We start from the raw sequence: 19,385 nt of genomic DNA, 5'->3' as shown, positions 1-19,385 counted from the left end.
TTTAAAAAATCGCTAAAAAAGCACCCATGAGGTAAACTCTTGAGTGCTTTGAAACGTTGATATAATCGTATTGATTAACGTTTTGAGAATTGTGATGCTTTACGAGCTTTCTTAAGACCTGGTTTCTTACGTTCAACTTTACGTGAGTCACGTGTAAGAAGTCCTGCGCGTTTCAATGAATCGCGGAAGTCTGGGTCTACTTGAAGAAGGGCACGAGCGATACCGTGACGGATAGCTCCTGATTGACCAGCGTATCCACCACCTACAACGTTAACGAAAACGTCGTATGAACCTGCAGTTGAAGTAACTGCGAATGGTTGGTTGATTACAAGACGAAGGTCAGCGTGTGGGATGTACTCTTCAACATCTTTTTTGTTAACAGTGATTTTACCAGTTCCTGGAACAAGGCGAACGCGTGCAACAGCGTTTTTACGACGTCCAGTACCTGCATATTGTGCTTGTGACATACTTTATTGTTCCTTTCCTTAGATAAGTCCTGAAATATCAAGAACTTCTGGTTGTTGTGCAGCGTGAGTGTGCTCAGCTCCAACAAATACTTTCAACTTCATACCTTGAGCGCGTCCAAGAGTATTGTGTGGAAGCATACCTTTAACTGATTTCTCGATCAAACGTACTGCATTTTTAGAACGAAGTTCACCTGCAGAGATTTGTTTCAATCCACCTGGGTGGTTTGAGTGAGTGTAGTAGATTTTATCAGTTGCTTTTTTACCAGTCAATTTAACTTTTTCAGCATTGATAACAATCACAAAGTCACCTGTATCAGTGTGTGGTGTAAATGTTGGTTTGTTTTTTCCGCGAAGTACGCTAGCAACTACTGCAGAAAGACGTCCAAGTGGTACATCAGTTGCGTCAACTACGTACCATTTACGTTCAACTTGGCCTGGTTTAGCCATAAATGTTGTTTTGTTCATGATTTCTCCTATATATAGTTCGATTTTTGTTTACGGTGATGGGTGTTCCTTCCCATCGAAAAGTATTTGGAAGGTTCCGGGGCCTTTCAAATGGGGTAAACAATACCGCCTACTATAATACCAAATTTCACCCCTAAAAGTCAATAGATATGAAAAATATTTTTCTGAATTCCACTCTTTTTATCTCTAAAAAACCTCGCTTTCGCGAGGCTCTTCTATTTATAAGATAAGGCACGTTTAAAGGTTTTCCAAGGACCTAAATCATCTGTTTGCAAAACGAGACTAGCATACATACGCCCGATAAAGACTGTTGCCGTTACTGCAAAAGCAATCGTAATAGCAAGCGAAATCCAAGCTTCTAACCCATTTGCATAACCATTAATAGCTCTAAACGGCATGAAGAAAGTCGAAATAAAGGGAATATATGAACCAATCTTCAAGATGAGATTGTCACCAGCTGCACCTAGAGCTGTCACTCCAAAAAAACCACCTATAATCAAAATCATCAAAGGCGACAAGGCTTTTCCTGAGTCCTCAGGACGAGAAACCATAAAACCTAGGAAGGCTGCTAAAACAACGTACATAAAGAGGCTAACCAAGACAAACAATAAGGTGTTGAGCGAGAAAGCTTCTCCTATATGGTTTAAAATACCAGATTGTGCCAAGATTGGTAGGTCTTTAAAGAGAAGAATGGCAGCAAGTCCACCCACGACGTAAATGCCAATATGAGTCAAAATCACAAGAAGCAGAGCCAGCATGCGAGCGTAGAAATAATGACTAGCTCGGATACTAGAGAAGACCACCTCCATAATTTTGGTTCCTTTCTCGCTAGCCACTTCCTGAGCAGTGACACTAGCATAGGTAATCAAAATCATATAAAGGAAGAAACCAAGCCCTGCGGCCGCAAAGGTTTGAATCATTTTTTTATTTTCCTTGGATTCATCAATCTTCTCAGTAAAATCAACGGTTTGACTCAGGCGTTTTTCCTGTTCTTGAGACAAATTAGCCGCCGAGCGATTGAGTTGGTATTGCAGTTCGTTGAGCTTATTGGTTACTGCTAGCTTGATGCCTGTTTCAAGAGAAGTTTCACCATGATAGACGGCCTTGAGGACACTATCCTCTTGATCAATAGTTAGGTAACCCTTGATTTTCTCATCTTTGATAGCAGCTTGGGCACTGGCTTCATCCTTATAATCAAAGTTGATACCATTAGTACCCTTGAGCCCATCTTCCACAGATGGCACAGTTGTTACTACTGCTATCTTACTATTTTTGGCCATAGAAGATCCTTGGAGATAGCCAATTCCTCCAGAGAGACCGATAAACAAGAATGGTGAAATCACCATAAAGAAGAAACTCCACGATTTGACATGTCGAAGATAGGTTTCCTTGATTACAACCCACATATTTCTCATACTTCCACCCCTGATTCTAGTTTAAAGATTTCATCGATTGTTGGCGCTTGTTGGTCAAAGGTTGCGATATATTGCCCTTGAGTCAAGATTGGAAAGAGTTCTCTACCAGCATTCTCATCCTCCAAGATCAATTTCCAACTACCTTGTTTGGTCAAGCTCACCTGTTTGACATGAGGAAGGTTTTCCAATTCTTCCTTGCTTAGTTCACTTGAAACAAAGAGACGCGTTTTCCCGTATTGATTGCGGACATCCTGAACTGGTCCATGCAAGACCACACGGCCATCTCGAATCATCAGAATATCGTCACAAAGTTCCTCAACATTGGTCATGACATGGTCAGAGAAGATAATGGTTGCCCCACGTTCTTTTTCTTGAAAAATGACTTGCTTGAGCAATTCTGTATTGACCGGATCCAATCCACTGAAAGGCTCATCCAATATAATCAAGTCTGGCTCATGAATCAAAGTAATGATGAGCTGAATCTTCTGCTGATTTCCTTTTGACAGACTCTTAATTTTATCTGTCAGCTTCCCTTTCACTTCCAACCTCTTCATCCATTGAGGGAGTTTTTCCTTGATCTCCTTGGCATCCATACCTTTTAGCGTCGCCAAATAGCGAACTTGTTCAAAGACTGTCAATTTAGGCATGAGACTGCGTTCTTCAGGCAGATAGCCAATCCGAGCGTAGGTCTCTTGACGAATATCCTGACCATCCAGACTGATGTCTCCTTGATATTCTAAAAACTTCAAAATACTGTGGAAAATCGTTGTCTTCCCAGCACCGTTTTTACCAACTAATCCCAAAATACGACCTGGTCGCGCTTGAAAGTCAATACCAAACAAAACTTGCTTGGGTCCAAAACTTTTCTCTAGACTTCTTACTTCTAGCATCTTTCACCTCCGAAATGTCTTGCACTCATTATACTCCTTTTTGATAGCCTTTACAATAATTTCTGTTCATTTTTATCATCCTCATTTTAGTAAAAAATCTTAGGGTACTTTGAGTTATGAGTACATTATACAGTGCTAAACTCCAATTTATCTTCTCCGTTCCTCAACTGTCTATTTTTGATCCTGAATTGTTATTTGAGAAGCAAAAATCCACCCCGAAGGATGGATTGATGCTTTAACGCACTTCTGCATTCACTTTTTCTTCGAGTGATGCTTGGATTTTTTCCATATAGCGTGCGACTTCTTCATCTGTCAAGCTGTCTTCTGGATTTTGGAAGGTCAAGCTATAGGCCATTGACTTCATGCCAAGTCCTAGTTTTTCACCTGAGAAGACGTCAAAGAGTTTGATATCTGTCAAACGTTTCACGCCTGCAGCTTGGATAGCATCCACAACTTCTTGATGAGTCACTTCTGCTTTAAGAAGGAGGGCAACGTCACGGCTAACTGCTGGGAATTTAGTAATTTCCACAAATGGATCAGCTGGTTGAAGTGCTGATTCGATGGCTGAAAGATTAAGCTCCGCTACATACGTTTCTGGAATATCGTAAGCCTTAGCAGTAACTGGATGCACTTGGCCAAGGAAACCAAGAACTTGGTCACCAAGTGAAATCACAGCTGTACGACCTGGATGAAGACTAGCGATTTCAGATGTTGCTGTATAAGTCACTTCAAGCCCCAAGCGAGCAAAGAGAGCTTCCAAAATTCCCTTAGCATAGAAGAAATCAACTGGCACTGCTGCTGTTTGGAAATCTTTTTCAGCAACCAAGCCTGTCAAGGCAAAGGCAAAGCTATTGATCTCATTCGGAAGTTCTTCTTTTGGATTGCCTGTTTGTTCAAAGACTTTTCCAATCTCGTAAAGGGCCAAGTTTTTATTCTTACGAGCCACATTATAAGCCACCGTATCAAGGATACCTGAGATCATATTTTGACGGAGGACAGAACGGTCCACAGTCATTGGCCACATGAGTTCTGTAAGGTTACTTGGTTGAGCTGTGAACTCAACTGCTTTTTCAGGTGTTGTTAGAGCGTAGGTAATGATTTCTGTCAAACCTGCCCCTTCAGCGATCGTACGAACTTGGCGACGCAATTTTTGTGTCGCAGTCAATTCACCAGCTGTACCATCGTCTTTTGGAAGACTAGTTGGCAAGCGATCATAACCATAGATACGAGCGATTTCTTCAAAGAGGTCTGCTTCGATAGTGATATCCCAACGACGACGGGGTACGCTGACTGTAAAGCTTTCTGCATTGCCAGAAAGACCAAAGCCAAGACGACGGAAGACATCTTCCACATCAGCATATGAAAGTTCCGTACCAAGAACACGGTTGACATCGGCAAGAGTTGAAGATACTTCTACATCTGAAGTGTCAAGCTCACCCGCTGAAACGATGCCCTTACGCACTGTCGCACCTGCAAGTTCTGCAATCATGCTAGCTGCCGCATCAAGAGCTTCATTGACTGTTGCCACGTTGATGCCTTTTTCAAAGCGAGAAGATGACTCAGAACGAAGATTCAAGCGACCGCTAGTTTTACGAATAGATTTGCCATTGAAGACAGCAGCTTCAAGGACAACACGACTAGATTTTTCAGAGATTTCTGTTGCTTGACCACCCATAACACCTGCAAGAGCTACTGGTTTGTCTGCGACAGTGATGACTAAGTCATTTGATTCCAAGTCACGTTCTTCACCATCCAAGGTCACCAATTTTTCACCAGCACGCGCTTCACGCACACGGATGTCAGTCCCTTCAAAGGTATCCAAGTCAAAAGCATGCATTGGTTGACCAAAGTAGAGCAGGATGTAGTTGGTCACATCCACTACGTTATTGATTGGACGGATGCCTTCGTTCATGAGGATATTTTGCAACCATTGTGGACTTGGTGCAATGGTCACATTGTCCAAGATACGAGCCGCATAGTAAGGTGCCTTGTCTGTATCAATGCCCACAGAAAGGGCATCTGCTGCACTTTCATTTGTTTCTGTTAGAGTAAATTCTTTAAAGTTGACTGTCTTGTCATAGATGGCTGCCACTTCATGAGCCACCCCACGCATAGAAAGAGCGTCCGCACGGTTTGGTGTGATAGAAAGTTCGATAATTTCATCATCCAAGTCTAGGTAAGAAAAGACTTCATCCCCAGGAAGGGCATTTTCTGGCAAGATTTGAATACCATCTGCAAATTCCTTAGGTACAACTGAGTCAGAAATGCCCAATTCACCAAGTGAACAGATCATCCCAAGTGACTCAAGACCGCGGATTTTTCCTTTTTTGATCTTGTAATTGTCAGCGATGCGAGCTCCTGGAAGAGCCACCATAACCTTGATACCAGCATGCACATTTGGGGCACCACAAACGATTTGACGGGCTTCTTCTTCGCCAACGTTAACCTGACAAACATGGAGGTGAGTTTCTGGCACATCTTCGCAAGACAAGACCTCACCGACGACAATTTTTGAGAGACCAGCAGCAGGTGATTCGACACCTTCTACCTCGATCCCTGTAGTTGACATTTTTTCAGCCAACTCTTGTGATGGCACATCAATGTCCACCAATTCTTTTAACCATTTATAAGATACAAGCATAATTCTGATTGTAAGATCCCACCAAGTGTGACCTTTTCAATTCCTTTCTTTTTCTTCGAGTCAGTCCTTACCATTCTCATCGAGAGAAAATGACTAGAACTGTATAGGACTGTGTTTCAGTGTTCAATCTTATTTAAACTGTTCTGAGAAGCGGACATCTCCTTGATAGAATCCACGGATATCGTTGATTCCGTAACGAAGCATGGCTACGCGCTCTTGACCAAGACCAAAGGCAAAGCCAGAGTAAACAGTCGCATCGATGCCACTCATTTCAAGGACACGTGGGTGAACCATACCGGCACCCATAATTTCAATCCAACCTGTTTTCTTACATACGTTACAGCCTTCTCCACCACACTTGAAGCAAGAAACATCCACCTCAACAGATGGCTCTGTGAATGGGAAATACGATGGACGCAGACGGATCTGACGCTCTTCACCAAACATTTTTTGGACAATCAACTGAAGAGTTCCTTGAAGGTCTGCCATAGAGATGTTTTTCCCAACAACCAAGCCTTCGATTTGGTGGAATTGGTGACTGTGGGTCGCATCGTCCGTATCACGACGGAACACACGCCCTGGTGAGATCATTTTCAAGGGACCTTTAGAGAAATCATGAGCATCCATTGCACGCGCCTGAACAGGAGACGTGTGAGTACGAAGCAAGATTTCTTCTGTGATGTAGAAAGTATCCTGCATATCACGGGCTGGGTGGTCTTTTGGAAGGTTCATACGCTCAAAGTTATAGTAATCTTGCTCCACTTCAAATCCGTCCACGACTTGATACCCCATACCGATGAAAATATCTTCGATTTCTTCACTGGTTTGTGTGAGGACATGACGGTGACCAGTCGCAACTGGGCGACCTGGAAGCGTCACATCGATACTCTCGCTAGCTAGCTGAGCTGCGACTTTCTTTTCTTCCAAGAGCTTAGCTGTTTCTTCAAAAGCAGCTGTCAAGACATCACGCGCTTCATTGACGTGTTTCCCGATAATCGGACGCATCTCAGCAGAGACATCTTTCATCCCTTTGAGGATTTCAGTGAGCGATCCCTTTTTACCAAGGACAGAGACACGCAAATCTTGCATCTCTTTTTTATTTTCAGCAGTAATCTGCTTCAAGCTAGCCAGCGTTTCTTCACGAAGCGCTTTTAATTGTTCTTCAATAGTTGACATAATTCCTCCATCAGTCGCTCGTAGATAAAAAGAAAACCACATGCCAAAAACTCCACTCGGAGCGTTGACACGCGGTACCATCCGTTTTCATCTGACAAGTCAGACCTTCATTTCTAAATCCATGCGCAAGTGAATTCACCCAGCTTTCATATAAAGAGCTTGCAGTCACGGCTCTCCTCCCTGATATACTTCCCTTGAGTTACTAGTCTTGCAGATTTCTATTCAATTACTACATAGTTTATCAGATTTTGAGTTAAAAAACAAGTTAGATTAGACTAATTTCAATACAAAACTCGTTCCTTTTTCTGTTGCTCCATTTTCCACAAATCCAAGCGACTTGAAACAGCGCCTAGATACATGATTGTAAGTGTAGATTTCCTTGACTCTCAATTCTTTCCATCCTTTTATTCGAGCCAATTCAATCAAAGTACTTAGGATCTTTTTTCCAAGTCCTCGATGTTGGTAAGCGGGATTTCCAATCACAATGGGGAGATTGTCCTGAGATAGTGTAACATCCCCAATTGGAAACCATTCACCCTTCTCCTTGACTTCAATCCAAAAAAGCTCACCATGCTGATCCAAATAGGAATACATGGCTTCCAAAGTTTCTTGACTATAAGGAAGCTTCACCCCATCTACGAGGTGAACCAAGTTCACATCCTGATACCAAGCAAGAGCTTCTTCACAATGATTGACCTTATAATAAGGAACAAGACGCAGTGAATTATCTATTTGTAGGGTCTGTTTCATCTGCTTTCCTTTTCAACAAAAGAGTTGCTGCTTGATTAAAACCATCACACCAGTTATACCATTTTGCTTCATACTCATCTTGAGCTAAGATATGATTTTTTAAATCCAGAACAGAGTAGATTTTTCTTTCTTCGCAGGCTTGCGCATAGAGATGATATAGTTCATCACCACCATCTCTATCCCACTCAGCAGAAATCGTATCCTGACCTGCCAATAAAGCCTGATAAGCCCTGTGATGTCCATCTGTAATCAACAAGCAATCTCCGAACGCAAGAATACTAATTGGATCAACATTGTTTAATTCTACAGACTGATAAAGTGTCTGGAGGCCTGCTAGTTTCTTTTCTGATAAGTATAGTTGAGTCGGATGGAGAGCTTTTATGTTGACTTTCATTTCTTTCTCCTCAAGAGAATTTGATATTCACTTCTGCTTACCTTTAAATCGCCATTGGAAGCGGAGCTTGTCATAGAAGGGAAACTCTATAAACAGGACTCCCAAACCCACACAGAGACTGGCAAAGACGTCTGATGGATAGTGAACTCCCAGATAGACCCTTGATACCAACACACTGACTAAGTAAAGGCCAAGGACGATTTGTACGATTTTTCTCCAGACTGGATTTCTCATCCGTTGACTGAGAATGACAATCAGAGAACCGACCATCAAGGTTACAGCCAGAGAATGGCCACTTGGAAAGGAAAATCCCTTCTCCTCAACCAAGTGTAAAATAGCTGGTCGTGGGCGCTGGTAGATATTTTTAAAGGTCACGATTAAAAGACCTGCCAAAGCCAGATTTCCCAGCATGAAGAAACTTTCTACCTTCCACCGCTTACGATAAAAGACAAAAGCTGTAATGACAACCCAAGTGATAATCACTGGAATATCAATCAAGCGTGTGATGGCCCTAAAAAGAATAGTCAAGTAATCTGGCAAGTCTCCTCGAACGGCAGTCTGTATCGGTTGGTCAAAACCGACCAGCGTTTCAGGGTAAAATTTGACCATATAGCCAAGAATAACGAAAAGTAAAAGGGCAAAACTGCCCTTCATTAAAAATGTTTGTTTATCTTTCATAGTGTTTTAAGGTTGGTTTCAATAGAACATACAACAACCAGAATGAAACGGAAAAGATTACACCCTCAATCAAGTTAAAAGGCAACACCATAGTCATTAGGTAGTTGGAAAGTCCCAAAATTTTTCCAATATCAAAGTTAGCAAACTTAGCGTACAAAGGAACAGCGTAAACATAGTTGAGAACCAACATAGCCACGGTTAAGCCAATAGTCCCAGCTAGAGAGCCTAGTAGGAAACGAAGGGTTGTCCGTTCCTTTTTCCAAATCAATGCAAAGACGATGACAAAAACTCCCAAAGCTACGATATTCATTGGCAAACCAATGTAAGTATTCACTCCCTGGCTATTAAGAAGCAATTTCAAGAGTGAGCGAAGCAAGAGAATTCCTAGAGCAGCAGGCAAATCCATGACCACCAGACCCACAAGGACTGGCAAGATACTAAATTCGATCTTGAGGAAGGACGCCGCTGGTAAAAGCGGAAAGTCAAAGTACATCAGCACAAATGAGATGGCTGATAAGATCGCAATGGTCGAAAGTCGACGTGTGTTTGTCATAACAGGTTCCTCCAATTTTCTATAAAATCAGAAGAAGTTAGAAAGGATTCCTCTATCTATTCTCACTTTTTATATCCCAAAAGTTCCCTCTCACTCTATTAAGGAAATTCAAGCAAGCGGTTACAGTTTAGCTATAAATCTATCAGAACAGACAAAGCTATTCTTTCGTCTTCTCCCATCCAGACTATACTGTCGGTTGTGGAATCTCACCACATCAGCTTGCGCTCGCGGACTTATTTGGCTAAGATATTTTAGATTTATCTAGGCGTCGCAGTCGAAGATAATACTTAAAGTATATCGAGACAAGACAACGACGAGAAAGCTAAAATAGCTAGTCAAATTTACCGCCGGTCGGGAATCACACCCTGCCCTGAAGACTCTTTTATCATAACAAAAAACGCTTGCAAGCGCAAGCATTTTGTTCATTTTCATTTTCATTTTTTATTTCAATTTATCCACTTCATAGGTATGAACAAGCTCAAGACCTGCAAAGTTCTGCTGGCGGAGAGCCTCATAGACAATCATGCAGACGGTATTAGACACATTGAGACTGCGGACATGTTCATCATTCATAGGAATACGGAGAGCTTTCTCAGGATGTTCTCGCATAAAGTCCTCCGGCAAGCCCTTATCTTCACGTCCAAAGAGAAAATAATGGTCTTCGTCAGTCGATAAATCCACATCAGAATACACTTTCTCAGCAAATTTTGAGATCAGATAGAGTTTGCCCTTCATCTGAGACATGAAATCCTCCAAACTCTCGTAAAAATAAATCTCTAGCTTATCCCAATAATCCAACCCAGCTCGCTTCATCTTGCGGTCGTCAATAGGAAAGCCCATTGGCTTGATGATGTGGAGGGGAGAATTGGTCGCAGCGCAAGTACGCGCGATATTGCCTGTATTTTGTGGAATTTGAGGTTCAAATAATACAATATGATTTGTCATGACTTGCTTCCTTTTACCATTGCAAAAAAATAGCCACACTGCCCGGAGTCAAGCTCAGCAAACAGCGTGGTTAAGGCATCGTTAACTTACCTCACAACAGGTTTGAAGTAAATCAGCGAAACTACTTTCTTAGTATAACACTTTCAGAATCATTGTCAATAGAAACGACTTGATTTTTTCAATTTTTTCAAGCTATTTCCAAGGGTTGTAAAATCGTCCCTGATTTTGCAAGATAAGTAGTAAACTAGCTACTAAAAACAAGGCTGCCAAGAGCAAGGTAAGATAGTCTCCTTTTTTCAAGGCCTGGTAACTATACCAAGTCCGCTTTTTCTCTTTTCCAAAGCGACGAAGCTCCATGGCGGTCGCGATGGTATCAATGCGTTCTAACGAGCTGAAAATCAGAGGAGTGATAATGCGCAGATTGCCTTTGATTCGTTGCATGAGAGAAGCTTTCTTGGATAATTCCATCCCACGCGCTTCCTGAGACATCTTGATGGTAAAGAATTCTTCCTGCAAATCTGGAATATAGCGCAAGGTCAGACTGACAGAATAGGCAATCTTATAAGGCACACCAATTTGATTTAAACTGGAAGCAAACTGACTAGGATGTGTTGTCATCAAAAAGATAATAGCCAGAGGAATGGTACAAAGGTACTTAATGGCCAAATTTAGTAGGTAAAAGAGCTCTTGACTGGTCAGAGTGTAGACTCCGATTCCCTGCCAAATCACACTTCTCTCTCCGTAAAGTCCAACCCCATATTCGGGAGAAAAGAGATAGACCATCAAGACATTTAAAATAGCAAAGACAGTCGCAAAAACTGTCACAAAGGAAACATCTTTAAAGCGGATTTCTGACAAATAGAGGAGAAAGACCGAAAAGATGGCAATCAGAACAAGCAGTCTGGTATCATAGCTAATCATGGCCGCCAATGACACAAGGATGAAAAAGAGAAGTTTTCCAGCTCCTGACAAGCGATGAATCACAGTATCTCTATGCTGGTAACCAATTAATTTAGCTTGCATCCTTCTCTCCTTTCTTTGTAAAATGCCGTTAAAGCAAGTGGATCCACATCTAGTTTCTTGGCCAAGTTGAAGATCGAAGTTTCTTTTAGATTGGCTTTTATTAACAGCTCAGGATTGCTCAACAGACTAGCTGGATCAGTATCGGCAATCAATTCCCCATCCACCATGACGAGGGCTCGGTCTGAATAATCCAGCATCAATTGCATATCATGAGTAATCATGACAATGGTATGATCTTTTTGATGCAGTTCTTCGAGAAATTCCATAATCTCAGTATAGTTCTTCTGGTCTTGACCTGCTGTTGGTTCATCTAAGAGGATAATTTCAGCCCCTAAGACCAAAATGGAGGCAATGGTGACACGTTTTTTCTGACCAAATGACAGGGCAGAAATAGGCCAATTACGGAATTCATAGAGACCACAGATTTTCAAAGTTTCATAGACTCTCGTTTCAATTTCCTGCTCGTCCACACCTCGCAAACGAAGTCCCAGAGCCACCTCATCAAAAATCATATTGGTCGAAATCATTTGATTGGGATTTTGTAGTACATAGCCTACTCGTTCCGCCCGCTCTGCAACAGAATCTCCTTTTATATCCTGTCCCTCCCAAAGATAGCGGCCTTCCGTCTGGATAAAGCTACTTATGGCCTTGGCTAGAGTTGATTTCCCTGCTCCATTTTTTCCGACAATGGCAATCTTTTCACCCTTTTTAATATCTAAATAAATGGATTTTAAAATCGGTCTATCATCATAAGAAAAAGACACATCCTCTAATTTAAAGAGTGACTGCAATTCTGGGGTTTCTTTTACCAGTTCCGTCCGCAACTGAATCTGGCCTTTTGAGATAGACAAGTTATCCAGATTTGCTAATTGTTCTTCCTTGGCTAAATCCACACCCAATTGACGGAGAGTGGTTAGATAAAGGGGTTCTCGAATTCCATTTTGGGTCAATAAATCAGTCGCCAGTAGCTGGTCAGGGCTCCCATTAAAGAGAATACGACCATCATTGATCAAGACAATCCGATCCACAGGGCGATGCAGAACATCCTCCAAACGATGCTCAATAATAAGTGTCGTCGTTCCCTCTTCCTTATGAATCTGGTCAATCAATTCGATAATATCCTGACCTGACTTGGGATCCAGATTGGCAAGTGGCTCATCAAACAAAAGAATCGGACTCTCATCAATCAAGACACCAGCCAGACTGACCCGCTGCTTTTGTCCACCTGACAAATCCTGAGGACGCTGAGACAGTAAAGAAAGAAGGTCCAGCTTTTCAGCCCATTTATGAACACGGCTTTTCATCTCTTCTAAACTTGTTACATCATTTTCTAGAGCAAAAGCCAAATCTTCTGCCACAGACAGACCGATAAACTGCCCATCAGTATCCTGCAAAACTGTACTGACCAGATGAGACTTATCATAGATACTCATATCAAAGGCCGCTTGCCCCTTGATCAAAAATTCTCCAGACGTCTGACCCTTGTAAATATTGGGAATAATCCCATTCAAACATTGACCCAAGGTAGACTTACCTGACCCAGATGGCCCAACAATTAAGACTTTCTCTCCCTTATAAATGGTCAAGTCCACCCCTTGCAAGGTCGGTTCTTGTTGTGTTTCATACCGGAAAGAGAAATCCTTCCACTCAATTATAGCTTCTTTCATCTTACTCTCTTCATTCGCTTCTTAGACTTCTATTTTATCATAAATCTACCCCTTCTTGCAGTCTCTTCTCTTAAAATCTTAGCGCCAAAAAGATTCCTATCCCAGCTTACTTGCCTAACTAATCTATAAACATCGAAAAAGACTGGTTGCCCAGCCTTCCCCATGATTTTAGTCCTTTTTCAAACTTCCTGCACGAGTTTGAGTTCCTGCATAGGCAAGCAAGAGAAGAGTTCCTGCAATAGCTACAGATACACCATTAGCAATTCCCGCAACAATCCCTTGGGCAAATACTTTTTCTGCAGCTTCTTGATAAATCACAACATCTCCAAGTGGTGCCAAGACACCCCAAACAAGGGCATTTGCAAGTAGTTGAATGAGGTTAAAAATAAGAATATCTTTCCAGTCAAAGACACCATTGATCACGCGAACGTACTTTCTAAATAGCCCTACAGCTAGACCAAAGAGCCCGCTAGCAATAATCCAAGTCCACCACAGACCGTAACCAGCAAGAGAGTCCTTGATTGCATGACCAATCAACCCGACAAGCAAACCGATAATCGGTCCAAAAATAATAGAAAGTAGCGCTTGTACCGCATACTGAAGCTGGATGCTTGTATTTGGAACAGGAGTCGGAATGTTGATCATCCCGATGACGACAAAGAGGGCAGCGCCAATTCCGACAGCAACAACTTGTTTAATTGTAAATTTGATTTCCATACTATTTATTCTCCTATTTTATCCTTCTATTTTCTTTATTTCAATGGTCCAAGATGAACCGACACCCACATTATAGGCCTTGGCAAAAGAACCTTGGTTGATAGCTAAACCTAAACGATAGAGAGAGTTGATGTAAAGGATGGGTTGCCCAATTCTCACATCTGCAAATGATTTGCCATAAACAACCTGATTTTGATAGACCAGCATATCAGCGTGATAGATAGTCACTTCAAAACGGTCACCGAATTCTGGTTCCAGCTTGTAAAATTCTTCTCGCGTGATAGAGGTCCAAAGCGAACCAAAACGCACATCCAGAATATCAATAGCTCCCTTCACCAGATGATCTTCAATGATGGTCTCTACGACTGGAAGCTCTACAATATGGTCTACACTGAGCTCTGGTCCCACTTCCTCAAAACTAATGTGACCGCTGGCTAGTTTAGCACCAGTATAAGCATAAACATCACGACCGTGGAAAGTATAAGAATGCTCTGTGTTTTGACGTCTATTGGCCACTTCAGAAATCTCACGAATAGCCACAATGCCAACGTGTTTCTTGATAAAAGAAAGCGTTCCATTATCTGGCGTGACAATGTATTGATTTTTTGCAGTCTTAGCAACCACACTCTTACGTTTCGAGCCGACACCTGGATCGACAACCGATACAAAAGTCGTTCCCTCAGGCCAGTAATCCACCGTCTGAAAGAGACGATAGCTCCCCTCAAAAATATTATAAGGAGTGATATCGTGCGTCAAGTGATGGATTTTTAAGGTTGGAGACTCTTCTAAAGCCACTCCAATCATAGCCGATACCGCACCATCTACCAAACCAAAGTCTGATTGTAATACCAGTAAATTATTATTCATTTTATCTCCTTGTATATCCTTTATCATACCATATTTCAGAGAAAGGTGCTAATAGCTATTTCAATTGATTAGGGTATAGTTTTACCTTATAGCAAATTTCCTACTAAAAACTCTGGTGATTAGCTAGTAGGTGCATTTTTTCTTGAAAAAAGGTATGATAGTTACATCATGAAAAAGTAGGTTTTATTATGAAAATTATCCTTGTCGGAGGGGGAAAAGTTGGTTCTGCCCTCTGTCGCTCCTTGGTTGCAGAAAAGCATGATGTTTTGCTGATTGAGCAAGACGAAACTGTCCTCAATCATATTGTCAATCGCTTTGATATCATGGGTATCCTTGGTAACGGGGCCGATTTTACCATCCTTGAGCAAGCCAGTGTCCAGGATTGTGATATCTTTATCGCCCTGACTGAATACGATGAAGTCAACATGATTGCAGCCGTTCTAGCCAAAAAAATGGGAGCTAAAGAGACCATCGTTCGGGTGCGGAACCCTGAATATTCTAACTCTTATTTCAAGGAAAAGAATATTCTCGGTTTTTCTCTTATCGTTAACCCTGAGCTCTTGGCTGCCCGCGCTATTGCCAACATCATTGACTTCCCCAACGCCCTATCTGTCGAACGTTTCTTTGGTGGACGGGTAAGCTTGATGGAATTCACTGTTAAATCCTCCAGCGGTCTTTGCCAAATGCCCATTTCTGATTTTCGGAAAAAATTTGGCAATGTCATTGTCTGTGCGATAGAGAGGGATCATCAAATTATCATCCCAAGTGGTGACATGACCATACAGGATAAAGATAGAATCTTTGTCACTGGTAACCGTGTTGATATGATGCTCTTCCATAATTATTTTAAATCTCGTGCCGTGAAGAGCCTTCTCATCGTCGGTGCAGGTAGAATTGCCTATTATCTACTAGGTATCCTCAAAGACAGTCGTATCGATACCAAAGTTATTGAAATCAATCCCGAAATCGCTAGCTTCTTTAGCGAGAAATTCCCAAACCTCTACATCGTTCAAGGAGATGGTACCGCAAAAGATATCCTGCTGGAAGAAAGTGCTCAGAACTATGATGCCGTTGCGACTCTAACAGGGGTCGATGAGGAAAATCTGATTACTTCGATGTTCCTTGACAGGGTAGGTGTACAAAAAAATATCACCAAGGTCAATCGTACCAGTCTCCTCGAGATTATCAATGCGCCTGATTTTTCAAGTATCATCACACCTAAAAGCATCGCTGTAGATACAATCATGCATTTTATTCGTGGTCGGGTTAATGCCCAGTATTCAGACCTTCAGGCCATGCACCATCTAGCCAATGGCCAAATCGAAACCCTGCAATTCCATATCAAGGAAGCTAATAAAATGACTGCCAGACCTCTTTCTCAACTAAAACTGAAAAAAGGGGTTCTTATTGCAGCTATCATTCGAAAGGGCAAGACTATTTTCCCTACTGGGGAGGATAGGTTGGAAGTTGGAGACAAGCTCCTAGTAACAACTTTGTTGCCAAATATCACCAAGATTTATGACTTGATCGCGAGGTAAGAGATGAATAAAAGTATGATTCGTTACCTCCTTTCAAAGTTACTTTTGATTGAAGCTGTTCTCCTCTTGGTTCCTGTAGCTGTCGCTCTCTATTACCGTGAATCGAGCCAAGTCTTTACGGCCCTCTTTTCAACAATAGGGATTCTCGTATTACTAGGCGGTTCAGGAATTTTACAAAAGCCCAAAAATCAACGGATTTATGCCAAGGAGGGAGTCTTGATTGTTGCCCTCTGTTGGATCCTTTGGTCCTTCTTTGGCGGTCTCCCCTTTGTTTTTGCTAAGCAAATTCCCAGCGTTATCGATGCCTTTTTTGAAATCAGTTCTGGCTTTACAACTACTGGAGCAACTATTCTGAACGACGTTTCGGTCCTCAGTCGTTCCCTCCTCTTCTGGCGAAGTTTTACCCACTTGATTGGAGGGATGGGAGTGCTTGTTTTTGCACTTGCTATTATGGATAATGCCAAGAATAGTCACCTAGAAGTGATGAAGGCTGAGGTTCCTGGCCCTGTTTTTGGCAAGGTTGTATCCAAACTCAAAAATACTGCCCAGATTCTCTATCTCCTTTATCTAGCTCTCTTCTCCCTCTTTGTCATCATCTATTATCTGGCTGGCATGCCCCTATTTGATAGTTTTGTCATTGCCATGGGAACAGCAGGTACAGGAGGTTTTACAGTCTATAACGATGGAATCGCCCACTATGGTAGCTCACTGATTACCTATCTAGTTAGTATCGGAGTTCTGGTTTTTGGGGTAAATTTCAATCTCTACTACTACCTCATGCTCCGTCGGGTCAAAGCCTTCTTTGGTGACGAGGAACTTCGTGCTTACCTGGTCATTGTTCTGCTTTCTACAGGCTTGATTAGCCTTAATACCCTCTATCTCTATCCAGGATTTTCAATGAGTTTTGAAATGGCCTTCTTCCAGGTTTCCAATATCATTACAACAACTGGTTTTGGTTACGGAGACATTACCAACTGGCCCCTCTTCTCCCAGTTTATCCTTCTCTTCCTCATGGGTATCGGTGGTTCTGCTGGTTCAACCGCAGGTGGACTCAAGGTTATTCGAGGCCTTATCCTTTCAAAAATTGCTAAAAATCAAATTTTGTCAATCCTATCGCCCCACCGTGTCTTGACCCTCCATGTTAATAAAACGGTGATTGACAAAGATACCCAGCATAAGATTCTCAAGTACTTTGTCATCTATTCTATGATTTTGCTATCCCTTATCTTTATTGTCAGCCTAGATAGCAATGATTTTCTGGTTGTGACCAGCGCTGTCTTTAGCTGTTTCAATAATATCGGGCCTATTCTAGGAACCACTTCTAGCTTCGCAATCTTTAGTCCTATCTCAAAAATTCTCCTCTCCTTTGCAATGATTGCAGGGCGCTTGGAGATTTATCCAATCCTACTTCTCTTTATGAAGAGAACTTGGTCTAAGAGATAAAATATAACCACACCTTGTGTCTTACAAAGTGTGGTGTTTTTCTTTATCCCAAAACCAATTCATCACTGACTAGACTTTGGCCACTATTTTTCTGGAAGAGATGCATGAGGTCTTCAACTGTCAGATGCTTTTTCTCCTCTCCCTTGACATCTACCACTATCTTGCCTTGATAGAGCATAATGAGACGATTGCCGTACTCAATCGCATGGTTCATATCATGGGTAATCATCAAAGTCGTCAACTGATGGTGTTCCACAATCTTTTGCGTCAAATCCATCACCATTTGACTAGTTTTCGGGTCAAGTGCCGCAGTATGTTCATCCAAAAGCAAAAGTTTGGGTTTCACTAGAGCTGCCATGACTAGGGTCAAAGCCTGTCTTTGTCCTCCTGATAGGTATTGAGTATCTACTTTTAAGCGGTTTTCAAGACCAATATTCAACTCCTTCAAGGCCTCTTGGAACTGGATTCTATCCTTCTCCTTCACTCCCCAACCAAGCCCTCTCTTCTGCCCGCGTCTCAAGGCAATAGCCATATTCTCCTCAATCGTCAAACGAGAAGCTGTCCCCATCTTAGGATCTTGAAAAACACGGGCAATATCCTTGGCTCTCTTTCTGACACTCAGATTTTTAATGGATTTTCCTGCCAATAAAAGGTCCCCTTCGTCCACCGATAGATTGCCAGCCAAGATATTCATCAAAGTGGATTTCCCTGCTCCATTTCCACCAATCACAGAGATAAAATCTCCCTCTTCAACCTCTAAATCTAATCCTTTGAGGACATGGTTCTCATTGACCGTCCCTGCTTCAAATGTCTTGTGAATATTTTCAAGTGTTAACAAACTTGCCATAACTTTCTCCTCCTATTCATTTCTCAATTTCAAACCACGAATCTTTAATCTCTTTTGCAATTCTGGTGCAAATAAAACTAAGGCCAACAAGATTGCATTAAAGAGACGTACCAAGTTTTGATCTAGATTTGGAATTTCATAGATATTTAAAATAATCAAACGATAAACAATGGCACCGATTCCGATGGATAACAAGCGGCCTCCAATGGTCAAGTCGTGTATCAAAACTTCCGCAATAATCACTGCACTCAAACCAACAACAATGGTTCCTGTCCCAGAAGTCACATCTGAAAATCCATCATTTTGGGCAAACAAGGAACCACATAAGGCAATCAAACCGTTTGAAATCATGTAACCAACAATCTTCATGGTGTCTACATTGACCCCGTTGGCCTCACTCATCGGAATATTGTCTCCAATCGAACGCAAGACCAAGCCAATCTCTGTTTTCATCAAAAGAGTCAAGACCAAACAAACAAGTAAGAGACAGGCTAAACTGAATGAGAAAACAGCTCCTTCATTTGTCAGTCCCAAGCTCGCCAACTGTTTAAAGACAGTTGAAGAATCTCCCAAGGAAAGATTGGGCACGCTTCCCATGATTTTAATATTGATGGAATAAAGCCCTGTCAAGGTCACAATCCCTGTCAAGAGAGCTGGAATTTTCATCTTGGTGTGAAGCATTCCTGATACAAGGCCTGCTACCATACCTGCCAGCAAAGCTAGTACGGTCGCAATCCAAGGATTTGTCCCTGCCTGTATCTGAGATACGACGACAGCCGCCCCCAGTGGAAAGGCTCCTTCAGCAGTCATATCCGCAATATCCAAAATACGGAAAGTCAAGTAGACCCCAATCGCCATAATCGACCATAGCAAACCTTCTGATAAACTAGATAACACAAAATTCATCTT

At 42.0% G+C, this 19,385-nt stretch carries 19 protein-coding genes and 1 riboswitch; of the genes, 2 read left to right on the top strand and 17 right to left on the bottom strand.

All coding sequences use genetic code 11. From position 1 onward, the window contains the following. Window positions 1–74: 74 nt before the first annotated feature. The 15 genes from rpsI to KB197_RS01645 form a co-directional block, all read right to left on the bottom strand. Window positions 75–467 (bottom strand): 30S ribosomal protein S9, encoded by a 393-nt coding sequence (gene rpsI / locus KB197_RS01715; protein ID WP_000075964.1) that lies wholly within the window; start codon window positions 465–467, stop codon window positions 75–77. A gap of 18 nt (window positions 468–485) precedes the next feature. After that, entirely contained in the window at window positions 486–932 is a 447-nt protein-coding gene (gene rplM, locus KB197_RS01710; protein WP_001044624.1) for a 50S ribosomal protein L13, read from the bottom strand. A 215-nt stretch (window positions 933–1,147) separates the two neighbouring features. After that, window positions 1,148–2,347, bottom strand: coding sequence for an ABC transporter permease (locus KB197_RS01705; RefSeq protein ID WP_212573524.1), 1,200 nt, complete (start codon window positions 2,345–2,347; stop codon window positions 1,148–1,150). Further along, window positions 2,344–3,237: an ABC transporter ATP-binding protein gene (locus KB197_RS01700; RefSeq protein ID WP_064276382.1), complete on the bottom strand. Its 894-nt coding sequence runs from the start codon at window positions 3,235–3,237 to the stop codon at window positions 2,344–2,346. The genes KB197_RS01705 and KB197_RS01700 overlap by 4 nt, the downstream gene beginning before the upstream one ends. A 235-nt stretch (window positions 3,238–3,472) precedes the next feature. Beyond that, window positions 3,473–5,878 (bottom strand): phenylalanine--tRNA ligase subunit beta, encoded by a 2,406-nt coding sequence (gene pheT, locus KB197_RS01695; protein WP_212573525.1) that lies wholly within the window; start codon window positions 5,876–5,878, stop codon window positions 3,473–3,475. Between the two features lie 129 nt (window positions 5,879–6,007). Then, window positions 6,008–7,054 (bottom strand): phenylalanine--tRNA ligase subunit alpha, encoded by a 1,047-nt coding sequence (gene pheS / locus KB197_RS01690; protein ID WP_031237702.1) that lies wholly within the window; start codon window positions 7,052–7,054, stop codon window positions 6,008–6,010. A 270-nt stretch (window positions 7,055–7,324) separates the two neighbouring features. Then, window positions 7,325–7,774 (bottom strand): GNAT family N-acetyltransferase, encoded by a 450-nt coding sequence (locus tag KB197_RS01685; protein WP_025171197.1) that lies wholly within the window; start codon window positions 7,772–7,774, stop codon window positions 7,325–7,327. A gap of 4 nt (window positions 7,775–7,778) precedes the next feature. Continuing rightward, entirely contained in the window at window positions 7,779–8,198 is a 420-nt protein-coding gene (locus tag KB197_RS01680) for a chromosome partitioning protein ParB (RefSeq protein ID WP_212573526.1), read from the bottom strand. A gap of 27 nt (window positions 8,199–8,225) precedes the next feature. After that, a complete protein-coding gene (locus KB197_RS01675; RefSeq protein ID WP_414390154.1) occupies window positions 8,226–8,876 on the bottom strand; it encodes a phosphatase PAP2 family protein in 651 nt (216 codons plus the stop codon). Continuing rightward, entirely contained in the window at window positions 8,866–9,429 is a 564-nt protein-coding gene (locus tag KB197_RS01670; protein WP_000185823.1) for an ECF transporter S component, read from the bottom strand. Before KB197_RS01670 ends, KB197_RS01675 begins: the two co-directional genes overlap by 11 nt. Window positions 9,430–9,592: 163 nt before the next feature. Next, window positions 9,593–9,811, bottom strand: a riboswitch (FMN riboswitch). 59 nt (window positions 9,812–9,870) lie between these two features. After that, window positions 9,871–10,374 carry a tRNA (cytidine(34)-2'-O)-methyltransferase gene (locus KB197_RS01665; RefSeq protein ID WP_000181382.1) on the bottom strand — a complete coding sequence of 168 codons (504 nt, stop codon included), beginning with the start codon at window positions 10,372–10,374 and terminating at the stop codon, window positions 9,871–9,873. 192 nt (window positions 10,375–10,566) lie between these two features. Further along, complete coding sequence (locus tag KB197_RS01660; RefSeq protein WP_212573527.1) at window positions 10,567–11,397, bottom strand: energy-coupling factor transporter transmembrane component T; 831 nt, start codon at window positions 11,395–11,397, stop codon at window positions 10,567–10,569. Then, window positions 11,382–13,064 (bottom strand): ABC transporter ATP-binding protein, encoded by a 1,683-nt coding sequence (locus tag KB197_RS01655; RefSeq protein WP_212573528.1) that lies wholly within the window; start codon window positions 13,062–13,064, stop codon window positions 11,382–11,384. The genes KB197_RS01660 and KB197_RS01655 overlap by 16 nt, the downstream gene beginning before the upstream one ends. Before the next feature lie 168 nt (window positions 13,065–13,232). Then, window positions 13,233–13,781 (bottom strand): ECF-type riboflavin transporter substrate-binding protein, encoded by a 549-nt coding sequence (locus KB197_RS01650; RefSeq protein ID WP_000403160.1) that lies wholly within the window; start codon window positions 13,779–13,781, stop codon window positions 13,233–13,235. An 18-nt stretch (window positions 13,782–13,799) separates the two neighbouring features. Continuing rightward, window positions 13,800–14,648, bottom strand: a complete 849-nt coding sequence (locus KB197_RS01645; RefSeq protein WP_212573529.1) for an SAM hydrolase/SAM-dependent halogenase family protein — start codon at window positions 14,646–14,648, stop codon at window positions 13,800–13,802. Between the two features lie 188 nt (window positions 14,649–14,836). Here KB197_RS01645 and trkA point away from each other — a divergent pair, with 188 nt between their 5' ends. Both trkA and KB197_RS01635 read left to right on the top strand, forming a co-directional pair. Next, a complete protein-coding gene (gene trkA, locus KB197_RS01640) occupies window positions 14,837–16,186 on the top strand; it encodes a Trk system potassium transporter TrkA (RefSeq protein WP_212573530.1) in 1,350 nt (449 codons plus the stop codon). 3 nt (window positions 16,187–16,189) lie between these two features. Next, window positions 16,190–17,629, top strand: coding sequence for a TrkH family potassium uptake protein (locus KB197_RS01635; RefSeq protein ID WP_212573531.1), 1,440 nt, complete (start codon window positions 16,190–16,192; stop codon window positions 17,627–17,629). A gap of 43 nt (window positions 17,630–17,672) precedes the next feature. Here KB197_RS01635 and KB197_RS01630 read toward each other — a convergent pair whose 3' ends face one another. Beyond that, the gene (locus KB197_RS01630; RefSeq protein ID WP_000157661.1) at window positions 17,673–18,476 is read right to left on the bottom strand and encodes an ABC transporter ATP-binding protein; all 804 of its coding nucleotides are present in this window, start codon (window positions 18,474–18,476) and stop codon (window positions 17,673–17,675) included. 12 nt (window positions 18,477–18,488) lie between these two features. After that, window positions 18,489–19,382, bottom strand: coding sequence for an ABC transporter permease (locus tag KB197_RS01625; protein ID WP_064276393.1), 894 nt, complete (start codon window positions 19,380–19,382; stop codon window positions 18,489–18,491). Window positions 19,383–19,385: the final 3 nt, after the last annotated feature.

The organism is Streptococcus sp. 11-4097, assembly GCF_018215285.2.
GTDB lineage: Bacteria > Bacillota > Bacilli > Lactobacillales > Streptococcaceae > Streptococcus.
The sequence above is the reverse complement of the archived record's forward strand: the minus strand, read 5'-3'. Positions and strand labels throughout refer to the sequence as shown.